Genomic DNA, 14,580 nt, shown 5'->3' with positions numbered 1-14,580 from the left:
ACAGCCCCCGGGCTTGCCCGCAACCAGCCCCGACAAGGCAGAGTGATGACCGAACTGGCCTTCCACAACAGCGCCACGCGCCGGCGGGAGATCTTCGCCCCGCTCGATCCGCAGCATGTGCGCCTCTATGTGTGTGGGCCGACGGTCTATGACCTGGCGCATCTGGGCAATGCCCGCCCCGTCGTGGTGTTCGACGTGCTGACCCGGCTGCTGCGCCGGCGCTACCCGCGCGTCACCTATGTCCGCAACATCACCGACGTGGACGACAAGATCAACGCCCGCTCCCAGGAGAGCGGCGAGCCGATCTCGGCCATCACCGCCCGCACCACGGCCGACTTCCACCGCGACATGGCGGCGCTCGGCTGCCTGGCGCCGGACGAGGAGCCGCGCGCCACCGACAACATCGACCGCATGATCAGCCTGATCGAGCGGCTGATCGCCAATGGCCATGCCTATGCGGCGGAGGGGCATGTGCTGTTCTCCGTTTCCAGCTTTCCGGAATATGGCCGCCTGTCCGGCCGTTCCACCGAGGAGATGCTGGCCGGTGCCCGCGTTGAGGTCGCGCCCTACAAGCGCGAGCCGGGCGATTTCGTGCTGTGGAAGCCCTCCACCGCGGGGCTGCCGGGCTGGGACAGCCCCTGGGGCCGCGGCCGCCCCGGCTGGCACATCGAGTGCTCCGCCATGTCCTGGCGCTATCTCGGCACCGAGTTCGACATCCATGGCGGCGGGCACGACCTGCTCTTCCCGCACCACGAGAACGAGCTGGCGCAGTCGGTCTGCGCCTTTCCGGGCAGCCGCTTCGCCCGCTACTGGCTGCACAACGGCATGCTGCTGGTCGATGGCGAGAAGATGTCGAAGTCGCTCGGCAATTTCCGCACGGTGCGCGACATCCTGGAGCGCGGCGCCTGGGCGGGCGAGGCGTTCCGCCTGCTGCTGCTCAAGACCCACTACCGCGCGGCGCTCGACTACACGGCGGAGCGGCTGGACGAGGCCCGCGCGGAGCTGGACGATTTCTATGCCCTGCTCGCCCGCGACCTGCCCGCGCCGGAGGCGGAGGACGCGCTGGTGGCCGAGATGGCCGAATGGGCGCTGGAGCCGCTGGGCGACGACCTGAACACCCCCCTCGCCCTGACCCGGCTGCGCGACCTGCGCACGCTGGAGAACGTGGCGACGGTGGGCGGCTCGGCCACCAACCTGCTTTCCCGCATCGGGCGGAGCTGGCAGCCGCAATCCGGCCAGGCGGCGGCGGCGCTGCGGCAGGCGGCGGCGGTGCTGGGCCTGCTGGGCACCGACCCCCGGGCCTGGCGCCAGGGCGGCGCCGAGGACGACACGGCCGCGATCGAGGCCGCCATCGCCGCGCGCCTCGCCGCGCGCCGCACGAAGGACTGGGCGGAGGCGGACCGCATCCGGGCGGCGCTCGCCGCCCAGGGCGTGGTGCTGGAGGACGGGCCGGGCGGCACCACCTGGCGCCGGGGCTGAGGCCCCCTCAGGCGGCGCGGCGGGCGGGGCGGGGCGGCGAGAGCCGCTCGCGCAGCAGGTGCAGGCTCCGCAGCGCCAGCGCCCCCGCCCCCGCCAGCCCAACCCACAGGGCGGGGCGCAGGCCGAAGGCGGTGTCGAGATTGGCCTGCAGCACCGGCAGCGGCGGCACGCCCGTGGCTACCGCGTACCAGCCCGCCTCGACCATCGCGGTGCCAAGCGCGGCGCCAAGCCCCAGCAGCGCCAGCCGGCCGAGGCCCGGCGCGCCGCCCTTGGGCGCCAGCAGCCGGTAGCCCAGCAGCCACAGCAGCAGCCCGGCCATCAGCACCGCCTCGGTCACGTCGATCTTGGATTGCAGGGCGAAGTGCAGCACCGCCAGCCCCGCCAGGACATAGACCACCCGGTGCAGCGCCTGCCAACGCCGCCCGCCGAGGCGCCGCACCCAGCCATCGGTGGAGGTGGCGCCCAGCACCGCAAGCCCCAGCAGCGCCACGAAGCCGATGGTCAGGTAGATGCGCAGCACCACCTCGCTGGCGAGCTTCGGCAGGTCCCATTTCAGCTCGGCGGCGTAGAGCACGAGGTGCAGCAGCGCATAGGCCATCGCCCCCAGCCCCACCATGCGGCGCACCAGCATCAGCCGCGGCCAACGCAGCATCTGCCGCAGCGGCGTCACCAGCAGCGACAGCCACAGGATGCGCACCGCCCACAGCCCGGTGAAGTGGATGGCCTCCATGATCGGCCGCCCGCCCAGCCTTCCCTGCCCCGCCTGCGCCGCCAGCCACAGCCCGGGCAGGAACAGCGCCACCAGCACCGCCAGCTTAAAGGGGGAGAAAGCGCCCTGGCGGTCCCGCCAGGGTGGGGCAAAGGCAGGGGCGGCCATGCGGGCTCCGGGGCTGCGCGGTTCGGCCCAGCATGTGGGCATGGCCCCGCGTGGCGCCAGCCGCCCGGGCTGTATCGGCTTGTGACGGAAGGCTGCCACGATAGGCTACGGGGGCCGCGCCAGCGGGCTTGATCGTCGTTCCCCTTGCCTTCCCGTGGGGGGAAGCCCCCATCTCTTCCGCCAGACACCACTGCCGGAGTGACCGTGCCGATGAACCGCCATCTTCTCTTGGTGCCCGCCCTCGCCGCGCTGCTGGCCGCCACCGCCCTTTCCCCCGCCACGGCGCAGCATGCCCAGCACGGCGCGCGTCCCGGCACCGCCGCCGGACCGGCCGATCCGCCCGCCACCGCCGCGCTGAAGGAGGTGACCGCGCGGATGCACAAGGACATGGACATCCGCTACAGCGGCGACCCGGACCGGGATTTCGCGCGCGCCATGATCCCGCACCACCAGGGCGCGATCGACATGGCCAGGGTGCAGCTCCAGTATGGCAAGGACCCGGTGCTGCGCCGGCTGGCCGAGGAGATCATCCAGGCGCAGGAGCGCGAGATCGCCCTGCTGCGCACCATGGTGGACCCGCCGCGCCGCTGACCGCGCCTTTCGCGGCCTGGCCCCTTTCGCGGCCGATCCCGGGCGGCTATCGGGAGCGCCTTGCGCGAAACCCAGGAGATCATCGCCCATGACCGGCCGCGACGGTGGCGCCGACCTGAAGCCCATGCCGGGCGAAAGCCCGATCATCGTGCTGGTGCGCCCGCAACTGGCCGAGAACATCGGCGCCACGGCGCGCGCCATGGCCAATGGCGGGCTGTTCCACCTGCGCCTGGTGGCGCCGCGCGACGGCTGGCCGCAGGAGCGCGCCTGGTTCGTCTCCTCCGGCGCCCAGCGCATCCTCGACGCCGCCACGGTGCATGAGACGGTGGCCGAGGCGGTGGCGGACTGCCACCGCGTCTTCGCCACCTGCCCGCGGCCGCGCCATGTGGTCATCCCCGTCCACACCGCCCGCGGCGCGGCGGAGGAGCTGGTGGAGATCTGCCAGGGCCGGGCGCTGCGCAGCGCCGTGCTGTTCGGCCCCGAGCGCGCCGGCCTCGAGAACGACGACATGGCCTGCGCGGACTCGCTGGTCCGCTACCCGCTGAACCCGGAGCACATGTCGCTCAACCTGGCCCAGGCGGTGATGATCCTGGCCTATGAGTGGTGGAACGCGGCGGTGGACCGCACGCCGCCCCGCCAGCTCATGACCAACGAGACCCATGTGGCCACCAAGGGCGAGCTGGAGGGCTTCCTCGGCCGGCTGACCGCCGAGCTGGATGCCTGCGGCTTCCTGGACAACCTGCCGAAGCGCCCCGGCATGGTGCGCAACCTGCGCCACTGGTTCCAGCGCGGCGAGGTGACGGAGCAGGAGCTGCGCACCCTGCACGGCGTCGTCACCGAGCTTTCGCGCGGGCGGATGCGGCGCGGCCGCCCGGCGGAGCAGGACCCGCCCCTGCCCTGGGCCGAGGAGGCGAAGTAGGAACAGGGCCGGGAGAAGCGCCTCCCGGTCCCGTACCGTTCTTGCCTCAGGGGCCGAGGCGCCGCATCGGCACCCGCTCGGTGCGCAGGGCCTCGGGCCAGCCCCAGAGCCGCTCCACCAGCACCAGCCCGACCGCCAGCGCCAGCGCCCCCAGCATCACCAGCGCCACGCGGCGCGAGGGCGGGCGGCGCACCAGCCGCGACAGGAAGAACAGCAGGCGGGTGAACGGGTCCAGCGCCTCAGCCCACCTGCCGGGTCAGCGTCCGCATCGTCACGAACTCCTCCGCCGCCGTCGGGTGGATGCCGATGGTGCGGTCGAAATCCTCCTTGGTGGCGCCGGCGACGATGGCGACCGCGATGCCCTGCATGATCTCCGCCGCGTCCTCGCCCAGCATGTGGGCGCCCAGCACCCGGCGGGTGCGGCGGGACACCACCAGCTTCATCATGGTCCGGCGCGCCGCCTTGCTGATGGTGTGGCGCATCGGCGTGAAGCGGGTGACATAGACGTCCACCGGCCCCTGCGCGGCGGCCACCTCCTCGCTCAGCCCCACCGTGGCGGCGGGCGGCGAGGTGAAGATGGCCGTCGGTACGTTCTGGAAGCTGGCGGTACGCGCGTTGCCCCCGAACAGCGTGTCGGCCAGGGCATGGCCCACGGCGGTCGCCACGGGGGTCAGGTTGAGCTGGTCCGTCACGTCGCCGATGGCGAAGATGTGCGGCTGGGTGGTGGCCTGCTCCAGCGTCACGGGCACGCAGCCCGAGCGGCCGGGCGCGATGCCCGCGCGCTCCAGCCCGAGCCCGTCCGTGTGCGGCACGCGGCCGGTGGCGAACATCACCTGGTCGGTTTCCAGCGCCAGCCCCGCCTCGGTGATCAGGCGCAGCCCTTCCCCGGCCTTTTCCAGCCGCGCCGGCATCTGGCCGGGGTGCAGGCGGATGCCCTGGTGGCCCAGCGCCTCCGCCATCGCCTCGCGCAGGTCGCCATCCATGCCGCGCAGCGGCAGGGGCTGGCGGTAGAGCAGGTCCACCTCCGGGCCCAGGCCGCGCAGCAGCGAGGCGAATTCCAGCGCGATGTAGCCGCCGCCCACCACGACGATGCGGCGCGGCCGCTCCTTCAGGGTGAACAGGTCGTCCGAGACGAGGCCCAGCTCGGCGCCCGGGATCTCCGGCCGCTGCGGCCGGCCGCCCACCGCGATGACGATGCGCTCGGCGGTGACGCGCTGCCCGCCCACATCCAGCGTGTGGGGGTCGATGAAGGTGGCGCGGGCGTTGAAGCTGGTGACGCCGGCATTGCCCAGCAGCCGGGCGTAGATGGCGTTGAGCCGCGCCACCTCGGCGTCGCGCGCCGCCACCAGGGTGGCCCAGTCATGCGCGCCCTTCTCCGCCTGCCAGCCGAAGGCCGGCGCCTCCCCGGCCCACTGCCCGTACTCGGCGGCGTGCACCATGATCTTCTTCGGCACGCAGCCGACATTGACGCAGGTGCCGCCCCAGAAGCGCTCCTCCGCCACCGCCACCCGCGCGCCATGCCCGGCCGAGATGCGCCCGCACCGCACGCCGCCCGAGCCGCCCCCAATGACGAACAGGTCGAAATCATAGGCGCTCATGCGGCGGAACCCCTCTGCGATGCTGGCGCCGCAAGAAGGGGCCGCCCCGGTGCCCGCGTCAACCCATCAGGGCGGTCCGCCGGCCGGCGGGGCACCGCCCGCTCAGCCCGCGCAGGCGGCCTCCACGCGCAGCGCGGCATCCAGCGCGGCGCGGCCGGCCACGCCATCCACCACCACCGGCGCGCCGTCCAGGCAGGCGGCGACGAAGGCGGCCTGCTCGGCCTCGAGGTTGTCGTGGTCCTGCCAGGACAGCGTCTCGATGCCGTGGCCGGGAAGCTGCTCCAGCGGCGCCCCCTGCCCCTTGCGAACCAGCGTCATCTCGCGGGCCAGGAAGTCGAGCCGGGCGATGCCCTCCGTGCCGTGCACCACCAGCCGCCGCTCCATGGCCAGGCTGGCGCGGCTGGCGGTGACGGTGGCCTGCGCGCCATTGGCGAAGCGCAGCCGGGCATTGGCGAAGTCCGTCCGCTCCGAGACCAGCGTGGCGCCGAACGCCTCCACCCCCACGAGGTCCGCGCCCGCCAGGGACAGGACCAGGTCGATGTCGTGGATCATCAGGTCCAGGATCACGGTGATGTCGAGGCTGCGCGGGCGGAAGGGTGCGACGCGCACCGCCTCCATGTAGAGCGGCCGGCCGACGCCCGCGCTGCCCCCGAGCCTCGACATCAGCGTGGCCATGCCGGCGCCGAAGCGCTCCACATGGCCGATCTGCAGCACGCGGCCGAGCGCCGCGGCCTCGGCCACCAGCGCGTCCGCCTCGGCCAGGGTGGCGGCGATGGGCTTCTCGATGAACACGTGGCAGCCCGCCGCCAGCGCCGCCATGCCCAGCCCGTGGTGGAAGGCGGTGGGGGCGGCGACGATCACGGCATCGGCCGCCGCCATCAGCGCCTGCGCGCTGTCCCAGGCGCGGCAGCCGGCCTCGGCCGCCACCTGGGCGGCGCGCGCCGGGTCGGCATCGGCCAGGCCCAGGAACTCCACGCGTGGCGCGCGGGCCGCCTTCAGCGTGTGGAACCGCCCGAAATGCCCCGCCCCGATGACGCCCAGCTTCAGCCGCATGCCCTGCCCGATCCCTGCTTCCGAGGCGCCCGCATGTAGCAGAGAGTTGCCGCCGATGCATGGTGGGTTGCATCGGCGGCGGCGGGGCAGCATTTTCCGCACCCTCTAGCTTGGGGGGCCTTCTCGGCCATGCTGTATTTCGCGCGGTGGAAGGTCGCCGCCATTCTCGGCGTCATCCTGCTGGGTGTTCTGCTGACACTGCCCAACCTGCTGCCCCGCTCGGCCATTCCCTCCTGGGTGCCGGCGCGGCAGATCGCGCTCGGCCTCGACCTGCGCGGCGGCTCCTACCTGCTGCTGGAGGTGGACCTGAACGCGGTGGTGCGCGAGCGGCTGGAAAGCCTGGCCGACGGCGCCCGCACCCGGCTGCGCCAGGCCAATATCGGCTACCTCAACCTGCAGGCCCAGCCCGCCGCCAACCGGCTGACACTGCGCGTGCGCGAGCCGGGCCAGGTGCAGGCCGCGCTCGCAGCCCTGCGCGAGCTGGCCAATCCCGTGCCGGTGGGCGGCGGCGCCACGGCGCCGGATGTGGACCTCGCCAGCGAGCCGGACGGCACCATCACCGCCACGCTCAGCGAGGCCGCGCTCCGGGCGCGAGCCAGCGGCGCGGTGGAGCAGTCCATCGAGATCGTCCGCCGCCGCATCGACGAGACGGGCGTGGCCGAGGCGCTGATCGCCCGCCAGGGCGCGAGCCGCATCCTGGTGCAGCTTCCCGGCGTCGAGGACCCCAACCGGATCAAGGACCTGCTGGGCCGCACCGCCCGCATGACCTTCCGCCTGCTGGACGAGAACGCCAACATGCAGGCCGCCGTGCCGCCGCCCGGCGTCGAGTTCCTGGAGGGCGAGCAGGCGGGCACGCGCTACCCCGTTCGCCGCCGCATCGAGGTGGACGGCGCCAACCTCTCCGACGCCCGTGCCGGGCAGGACAGCCGCAACGGCGAATGGGTGGTGAACTTCTCCTTCGACTCGGTGGGCACCCGCCGCTTCGCCGACATCACCCGGCAGAATGTGGGCCGCCCCTTCGCCATCGTGCTCGACAACAAGGTGATCACCGCCCCCGTCATCCGCGAGCCGATCACCGGCGGGCGGGGCCAGATCAGCGGCAACTTCACCGCCGCCGGCGCCAACGACCTCGCCGTGCTGCTGCGCGCCGGCGCCCTGCCCGCCCCGCTCACCGTGGTGGAGGAGCGCACCGTGGGGCCCGAGCTGGGGGCGGACGCCATCCGCGCCGGCCTGCTCAGCCTCGCGGTCGGCGCCGTCTTTGTGCTGGGCTACATGGGGCTGGCCTACGGGCTGTTCGGCTGGTTCGCCAACCTCGCCCTGGTGGTGAACATCCTGCTGCTGATGGCCGCGCTCTCGGCCCTGGGCGCCACGCTCACCCTGCCCGGCATCGCCGGCATCGTGCTGACGCTGGGCACGGCGGTCGACGCCAACATCCTGATCAACGAGCGCATCCGCGAGGAGGTCCGGGCCGGGAGGCCGCCCGTCAGCGCGCTGGAGGCGGGCTTCACCAAGGCTTCGGGCACCATCATGGACAGCAACCTGACCAACCTGATCGCCATGGCCTGCCTCTACGTGCTGGGCTCCGGCCCGGTGCGCGGCTTCGCCGTCACCGTCGCCATCGGCACCATCGCCTCGATGTGGTCGGCCACCGTGCTGGTGCGGCTGATGGTCTCCGCCTGGTACCGCTCCCGCCGCCCCAAGACCCTGCCGGTCTGAGGAGACGCGCCCATGTTCCTGTCCCGCCCGCTGTTCCGGATCGTCCCGGACAACACCCAGATCGCCTTCATGCGCGGCCGCGTGCTGGGCATCGCCTTTTCCGCCCTGCTCTCGGTGATCTCCCTCGGCCTCGCCTTCTATCCTGGGCTCGAGAAGGGCATCGACTTCCGCGGCGGCATCATCATGGAGATCCGCACCCCCGGCCCGGCCGATCTCGGCGCGCTGCGCGGCACCATGAGCGGCCTCAACCTCGGCGATGTCGGGCTGCAGCAGTTCGGCGACGACAGCACCGTGCTGCTGCGCCTGCCGGTGCAGGGCGAGGAAGGCTCCACCCAGGGCGCCGTCAACGCCGTGCGCGGCGCGCTGGAGCAGGTGGCGCCGGGCGCGCGCATCCTGCGCACCGAGGCGGTGGGCAACCGCGTCTCGGCCGAGCTGTTCGCCAACAGCCTGATCGCGCTCGGCATCTCGATGCTGGCCATGCTGGCCTACATCTGGTTCCGCTTCGAATGGCAGTTCGCCGTCGGCGCCATCGTCACCCTGGTGCTGGAAACGACCAAGGTGGTGGGCTTCCTCGCCATCACCCGCATCGAGTTCAGCCTGACCACGGTGGCGGCGGTGCTGACCATCATCGGCTTCTCGATCAACGACAAGGTCGTGGTCTATGACCGGATGCGGGAGAACCTGCGCAAGTACAAGACCATGCCGCTGCGCCAGCTGATCGACCGCTCGATCAACGAGACGCTGAACCGCACCGTCGGCACCTCCATGACGCTGCTGCTTTCCGCCCTGCCGCTGGCGCTGTTCGGCGGCGACGCGCTGTCCGGCTTCGCCTGGACGATGGTGTTCGGCATCATCGCCTCCACCTCCTCCTCGATCTTCATCGCCGCGCCGATCCTGCTCTTCCTGGGCGAGAACCGGCTGCGGCGCGGCACCGAGGCGCCCGCCCCCGCCAGCCCTGGCGCATCCGGCTCCGCCACGGGCCGCTGAACGGGGGCCGCTGAACGGGGGCCGCTGAACGGGGGCCGCTGAACGGGGGCCTTGGCCCTGCGGCACCGCGCCTTGCTGGCCCTGCCGGCACTCGCCGCGGCGCGCGACCCGGCGGCCGCGGCGGAGAGCGCCACGCTGCTCCTCGCCGCCCCGGCGGACAGCGCAGGCGCCCTCTGGGCCGGCGCCTTCGCGCCCTTCCTCGAGCGCCACGCCCGCCGCGCTTCCGCTCTCGCCGCTGCCCTTTCCCAGTGCCGCCGCGGCGCGGCAGGCGGCCCGCGCCGCCTCAGAGGGCGAGATCGCCCGCTGGCGACCGGAATGGGCAGCCGCTCCCTGAGGTACCACGCGGACCAGCGGGAACAGGGGCATACCAAAAAAGAGAAATAAATTATTTTTGCAGTAGAGACAGCGTGTGGCAACACTATTATGATGCGGCCCGAAGGAATCCGATGCCGCACCCCTCGCCCCTGCGCCAGACTGCGCTGCCGTCTCGCACCCTGGTGCTGGCCGACGACCCCGCCATCGTGGCCGCCGCCCGCATGGCCTCGCGCGCCGTGGGCGATGCCGCGCCGCTCCTGGTGGCATCCGGGCGCGAGGCGCTGCGCCACCTCTTCCGTGCCGAGAACCGCCCCTCCCGCCTGATCTGCCAGCCCTCCACGGCCGGCGCGTGCTGGCCGGCCCTGATGGCCACGGCACGCGACCCCTTCGCGCCCACCGGGCTGGTGCTGGTGCGAGAGAAGCGCCGGCCCCGCCAGGGCATGGCCGACCTCATCAGCGTGCCGCCGGAGGTGGAGGCGCTGGCCGAGGCGCTGCGCACCCTGCCCGCCTGGCCGCCGCAGATGCCCATCGACGACCCGCGCGAGCTGGCGCTCGGCCTGGCGCGGGGCGAGATCGCCGTCCGCTACCAGCCCGTGCTGCGCATCGCCGACCGGCGGCCGGTGCTGCTGGAGGGCCTGGCCCGCTGGCAGCGGCGCGACGACACTCCGCTCAGCCCCGACCTCTTCGTGCCGCTGGCCGAGCGCCACGGGCTTTCCCGCGCCCTGGCGCAGTCCGTGGCGCTGGTGGCCTTCACCGAGATGGCGCCGCGGGCGGCGCGGCTGGGTGGCCAGCTCAGCCTGAACCTGCCGCTGGAGCTGATGCTGGAGCCCGCCACGCTCGGCTGGCTGCGCAGCCTCCTGGCCAGCACGCGCTTCCCGCCCCGGGCCCTGGTGCTGGAGCTGACCGAGACCAGCCCGGTGCGGGACCGCGCCGCGCTGCGCCGGGCCCTGCACCATTTCCGCGCCGCCGGCCACGCCGTGCTGATCGACGACATGAGCCTGGACGAGGACCGCTCAGCCCTGCTGGAGCTGCCCTTCGCCGGCATCAAGCTGGACCGGCACCTGGTCGCCGCCATGCCGGGCAGCCGCCGTGCCCGCGCCCTGGTGCAGCGCCTCGTGGCCAGGGCCCATTCCCGCCGCATGACCGTCACGGCGGAAGGCGTCTCCAGCGCCGCGCTGTGGCGCGCCGCCGCCCTGGCGGGGGTGGACCAGGCGCAGGGCTACGCCATCAGCCGCCCCCTCCCCGCGCCCGCCCTGCCGGCCTGGACCGCCGCGCACAGCCTGCCCCGCGGCATCGTCTCGCGTGGGGCCGGGCCGCATGGTGCCCGCGCGCACAGGCCGCACTCGCGGGCAGGCACGGCCTGAAGGGCCCGGCCGGGTCCCGCTTCAGCCGAAGCACTCGCGGTAGAGCGCCACGATCTCCTCCGCCTCCGGCACGCGCGGATTGTTGCCGGGGCTGCCCGAGGCCAGCGCCTGCGCCGCCATGGTGCCCAGCAGCGAATCCCACACCGCCGGGTCGATGCCGAACTGGCGCGGGCTCGGCACGCCCAGCTCCGCGTTCAGGGCGCGCAGCTCGGCCAGCAGGGCATCGGCGGCGGCGGCGTCCGGGGTGCCCGGCTCTGCCAGCCCCATGATGCGCGCCGCCTCGGCATAGCGCGCCTGCCCCGCCTTCAGGCCGAAGCGGGTGACCGCCGGCAGCAGCATGGCGTTGGAAAGCCCGTGCGGCACGTGGAAATGCGCGCCGATCGGCCGGCTCATGCCATGCACCAGCGCCACGGAGCTGTTCGAGAAGGCGAGGCCCGCGAGCGTCGCGCCCTCCATCATCGCCGCCCGCGCCGCGCGGTCCTGCGGGTTGGCATGGGCGGCGCGGAGGTTGCGCGCGATCAGCGGCATGGCGGCGCGGGCATACAGGTCGGAAAGCGGGTTGGCGCGCTTCGAGACGAAGGCCTCCAGCGCATGGGTCAGGCTGTCGATGCCGGTATCGGCCGTGATGCGCGGCGGCACGCTGAAGGTCAGCTCGTAATCCACCACCGCCGCCAGCGGCAGGGCGCCGAGGCCGGCGATCAGCATCTTCTCGTCCCGCTCCGTGTCGGTGACGATGGTGAAGCGCGTGGCCTCGCTGCCCGTGCCGGCGGTGGTGGGGACGCAGATCACCGGCAGCGCGGCGCGGTCGGCACTGGCCGGCACCTTGAAGTCGCGCATGTGCTGGCCGGGCGCGGCGGCCGCCAGGATCGCCATGGCCTTGGCCGTGTCCATCGGGCTGCCGCCGCCGAAGCCGATCAGGCAGTCATGCGGCGCCTCGTGCAGCACCGCGACGCCCGCGGCCACGGTGGTGTCGGTCGGGTCCGCCACCGTGTCGGAAAAGACGCGGGGCGCGATGCCGGCGGCGGCCAGCGGCGCCAGCACGCGGTCGATCATGCCGGAGGAGACCATCCAGGGGTCCGTCACCACCAGCGGCTGGGAAAGGCCGAACTCGCGCAGCAGCGCCGGCAGCTCCGCCAGCGCGCCGCCGCCGATCAGCAGCTTGCGGGGGGCGACGAGGGATACGCTCATGGGTGCTTCCTCCTGGCTTCGTTGCCGCCGGCCCGCGGCGCCGGCGCGGCGTTTCCCCGGCTTAGCCCCGCCCGGAGATCCCGTCAGCCCCCCGCTTTCCCGCCGCCTCACCCCCTGGCGGAAGCGGCCGCGCTCGGGGAGGATGCGGGCCGTCATGCTCCTGCTGCTGCAATCCGCGCCGCTGCTGCTGCTCCTGGCGCTGCTCCTTTCCGGCCGGGCCGGGCCGGTGGGCGCCTGCCTCGCCGCGCTCGCCGCCGCCCTGCCGGCCATCGCCCTGACCCTGCCCGAGGCGGCCGCCCTGCCCGGCTTCCTGGCGCGCGAGCTGGTGCGCGGGGCCTATCTGGCGGCGCAGCCCATGGCGGTGCTGCTGGGCGGGCTGCTGTTCCACGCGGCGGTGACGCGGCTCGCACCCGCCGATGCCGCCGCCCACCCGGCCACGCCGCGCCGCGTCTTCGCCGCCACGCTGCTGGGCGGCGCCTTCGTGGAAAGCGTGACCGGCTTCGCGGTCGGCGCCGTCTTCGCGCTGGCCAGCCTGCGGCGCATGGGCCTTTCGGGGGCGCCGGCCGGGGCGCTGGCGCTGCTGGCGCTGGTGCTGGTGCCCTGGGGCGGGCTCGGCCCCGGAACGGCGCTGGGTGCCGCGCTGATCGGCGAGCCGGCGCAGCGCGTGGCGCTGGCCACCGCCTGGCCCAGCGCGGCATGGATGCTCTGCCTGGCGCCGGTGCTGTGGCGCGTCTCGGCGGCGGCCGGCGTGCCGGTGCCGGGGCCGGAGCGGCTGCGCCAGCTCGGGCTGATGACGGTGGTGGCGGCGCTGCTGCTGGCCGCCAACCTGTTCCTGCCCTTCGAGGCGGCGGGCATCATCGCCACCGGCCTGCCGCTGCTCTGGGTGCTGTGGCGGCTCGACCCGCCGCAGGGGCCTGAGGGCTGGCGGCGCGCCGCCACGGCGCTCGCACCCTGGGCCGGGCTGACGCTGGCGCTGCTGCTGGCCCGCTCCTGGCAGGGCGCGCCGGCCATCCGCCCCTTCCCCGACCTGCCGGCGCTGCCCGCCACCCATGTGGCGGTGGTGCTGTGCTGCGTCTCGGCCGTGCTGCTGGCGCTGCGCGCGCCGGGGGCGCTGCCCGCCGCCGGAGGCGCGCTTTTCCGGGCCCGGCGGCCTGCGCTGGCCATGCTGCTCTATGTGCTGCTGGGCCGGCTGCTGGCGGGGGCGGGGGTCGCGGCGGCGCTGGCGGGGGCGGCCGCGCAGGCGCTGGGGCCCTTCGCGGCCTATGCCCTGCCGCCGCTCGGGCTGGTCTCGGGGCTGGTCACGGGCAGCAATGTCGGCTCCAACGCGGCGCTGATGCCGGTGCAGGTGGCACTGGGGCAGGCCGCCGGCCTCACCTCCGTGCAGGCGGCCGGGCTGCACAACTTCGCCGGCTCGGCGGGGGCGGGGCTGAGCTTCGCGGTCACGGCCATGATCGCCGCGCTGCTGGCGGATGGCACGCGGCCGGCACGGTTCTGGCGATTGCTCGCGCCGGCCCTGGCGGCGGTGCTGCTGATCGGCTGGGGCATCCTCGCGCTGGAGGCGGGAGCGGGGAAGGGCTAGCCCCTCCCCCCTCGCCGCCTCAGGCCCAGCCGGGGCGGCGCTTCTCGCGGAAGGCGGCCAGCCCCTCGCGGCCCTCGGGGGAGGCGCGCTGCATCCAGGATTCGGTGGCGAGCTGCGCCATCTCGCGCGGCGAGAGCGCCAGCCCGTTCGCCTCCAGCAGCGAGCGCTTGGTCACCGCGATGGCGCCGGGGGCGGACAGCATGGTCTCGGCCAGGATCTCCTCGAGCCGGGCGTCGATCGCCTCCGGCGCGTGGACCTCGTGCACCAGCCCGATGCGCAGCGCCTCCGCCGCGTCGAACCGCTCGCCGGTGATGGCGTAGCGCCGCGCCTGCCGCAGCCCCATGGCGTGCACCATGTGCGTCGAGATCGGCGTCGGCGCCACGCCCACCCGCACCTCGCTCAGCCCGAACAGCGCCGCCGGCGTGGCCAGCGCCACATCCACGCAGCACACCACCCCGCAGCCGCCGCCGAAGCAGGCGCCCTGCACCACGGCGAAGGTGGGGCGCGGGAACTCGTTGAGCCGCGCCATGGCCTCCGTTGTCGCCATGGAGGCAGCGAAGGCCTGCTCGGGCGTGGCGCCGACGGCCTCGCTCAGCCAGTCGATGTCGGCACCGGCCTGGAAGTGCTTCCCCGCGCCGCGGATCACCAGCGCCCGCAGCGCCGTGTCCCGCCCGAGCTGCTCCAGCCCGTCGGTCAACGCCGCCAGCAGCGCGCCGTTATAGGCGTTGCCGCGCTGCGGCCGGTTCAGCGTGACGGTGGCCACGCCGCGCGCATCGACCTCCAGCAGCACCGGTTCCTCGGACATGACGGAGTCTCCTTCCCTGTTTTCTGGCCGGCGCATCCTGCCACGCGCGGCGGGGCGGAGCGAAGCCACCCCCGTTCCCGCGCGCGCCCGTCTACTCTAGATCAGCGCC

General features: G+C 74.0%; 13 protein-coding genes. 7 read left to right on the top strand and 6 right to left on the bottom strand.

Annotation, left to right across the window (positions count from 1 at the left end; translation table 11 throughout):
* The first annotated feature begins 45 nt into the window (after window positions 1-45).
* Window positions 46-1,479, top strand: a complete 1,434-nt coding sequence (gene cysS, locus CR162_RS03965) for a cysteine--tRNA ligase (protein WP_099094219.1) — start codon at window positions 46-48, stop codon at window positions 1,477-1,479.
* 7 nt (window positions 1,480-1,486) lie between these two features.
* On the opposite strand, the gene CR162_RS03960 is transcribed toward cysS, so the two are convergent.
* The gene (locus CR162_RS03960; protein ID WP_245870109.1) at window positions 1,487-2,356 is read right to left on the bottom strand and encodes a protein-methionine-sulfoxide reductase heme-binding subunit MsrQ; all 870 of its coding nucleotides are present in this window, start codon (window positions 2,354-2,356) and stop codon (window positions 1,487-1,489) included.
* Window positions 2,357-2,566: 210 nt separating this feature from the next.
* Between CR162_RS03960 and copM the strand changes: the two genes are divergently transcribed.
* Window positions 2,567-2,947: a CopM family metallochaperone gene (copM, locus tag CR162_RS03955; RefSeq protein ID WP_099094217.1), complete on the top strand. Its 381-nt coding sequence runs from the start codon at window positions 2,567-2,569 to the stop codon at window positions 2,945-2,947.
* An 88-nt stretch (window positions 2,948-3,035) separates the two neighbouring features.
* Window positions 3,036-3,866, top strand: a complete 831-nt coding sequence (locus tag CR162_RS03950) for an RNA methyltransferase (RefSeq protein WP_099094216.1) — start codon at window positions 3,036-3,038, stop codon at window positions 3,864-3,866.
* Window positions 3,867-3,912: 46 nt separating this feature from the next.
* Here the strand turns inward: CR162_RS03950 and CR162_RS22280 are convergent, their stop codons facing one another.
* The 3 genes from CR162_RS22280 to CR162_RS03940 all read right to left on the bottom strand — a co-directional run bounded on the left by CR162_RS22280 (window position 3,913) and on the right by CR162_RS03940 (window position 6,517).
* Window positions 3,913-4,059: a hypothetical protein gene (locus CR162_RS22280; RefSeq protein ID WP_176559705.1), complete on the bottom strand. Its 147-nt coding sequence runs from the start codon at window positions 4,057-4,059 to the stop codon at window positions 3,913-3,915.
* Between the two features lie 46 nt (window positions 4,060-4,105).
* Window positions 4,106-5,464 carry a glutathione-disulfide reductase gene (gene gorA / locus CR162_RS03945; protein WP_099094215.1) on the bottom strand — a complete coding sequence of 453 codons (1,359 nt, stop codon included), beginning with the start codon at window positions 5,462-5,464 and terminating at the stop codon, window positions 4,106-4,108.
* Between the two features lie 102 nt (window positions 5,465-5,566).
* A complete protein-coding gene (locus CR162_RS03940; RefSeq protein WP_099094214.1) occupies window positions 5,567-6,517 on the bottom strand; it encodes a Gfo/Idh/MocA family protein in 951 nt (316 codons plus the stop codon).
* Window positions 6,518-6,646: 129 nt separating this feature from the next.
* On the opposite strand from CR162_RS03940, the gene secD reads away from it, so the two are divergent.
* The 3 genes from secD to CR162_RS03920 all read left to right on the top strand — a co-directional run bounded on the left by secD (window position 6,647) and on the right by CR162_RS03920 (window position 10,899).
* Window positions 6,647-8,233, top strand: a complete 1,587-nt coding sequence (gene secD, locus CR162_RS03935; RefSeq protein ID WP_099094213.1) for a protein translocase subunit SecD — start codon at window positions 6,647-6,649, stop codon at window positions 8,231-8,233.
* 12 nt (window positions 8,234-8,245) lie between these two features.
* The gene (gene secF, locus CR162_RS03930) at window positions 8,246-9,220 is read left to right on the top strand and encodes a protein translocase subunit SecF (RefSeq protein WP_176559704.1); all 975 of its coding nucleotides are present in this window, start codon (window positions 8,246-8,248) and stop codon (window positions 9,218-9,220) included.
* A 446-nt stretch (window positions 9,221-9,666) separates the two neighbouring features.
* Entirely contained in the window at window positions 9,667-10,899 is a 1,233-nt protein-coding gene (locus CR162_RS03920; RefSeq protein WP_099094211.1) for an EAL domain-containing protein, read from the top strand.
* A 21-nt stretch (window positions 10,900-10,920) separates the two neighbouring features.
* On the opposite strand, the gene CR162_RS03915 is transcribed toward CR162_RS03920, so the two are convergent.
* Entirely contained in the window at window positions 10,921-12,087 is a 1,167-nt protein-coding gene (locus tag CR162_RS03915) for an iron-containing alcohol dehydrogenase (protein WP_099094210.1), read from the bottom strand.
* Between the two features lie 154 nt (window positions 12,088-12,241).
* Here CR162_RS03915 and CR162_RS03910 point away from each other — a divergent pair, with 154 nt between their 5' ends.
* The gene (locus tag CR162_RS03910) at window positions 12,242-13,666 is read left to right on the top strand and encodes a hypothetical protein (RefSeq protein ID WP_141563064.1); all 1,425 of its coding nucleotides are present in this window, start codon (window positions 12,242-12,244) and stop codon (window positions 13,664-13,666) included.
* A gap of 19 nt (window positions 13,667-13,685) precedes the next feature.
* On the opposite strand, the gene CR162_RS03905 is transcribed toward CR162_RS03910, so the two are convergent.
* Window positions 13,686-14,471: an enoyl-CoA hydratase-related protein gene (locus tag CR162_RS03905; RefSeq protein ID WP_176559703.1), complete on the bottom strand. Its 786-nt coding sequence runs from the start codon at window positions 14,469-14,471 to the stop codon at window positions 13,686-13,688.
* Between the last annotated feature and the right edge of the window lie 109 nt (window positions 14,472-14,580).

The organism is Teichococcus rhizosphaerae (genome assembly GCF_002631185.1).
GTDB lineage: Bacteria > Pseudomonadota > Alphaproteobacteria > Acetobacterales > Acetobacteraceae > Pseudoroseomonas > Pseudoroseomonas rhizosphaerae.
The sequence above is the reverse complement of the archived record's forward strand: the minus strand, read 5'-3'. Positions and strand labels throughout refer to the sequence as shown.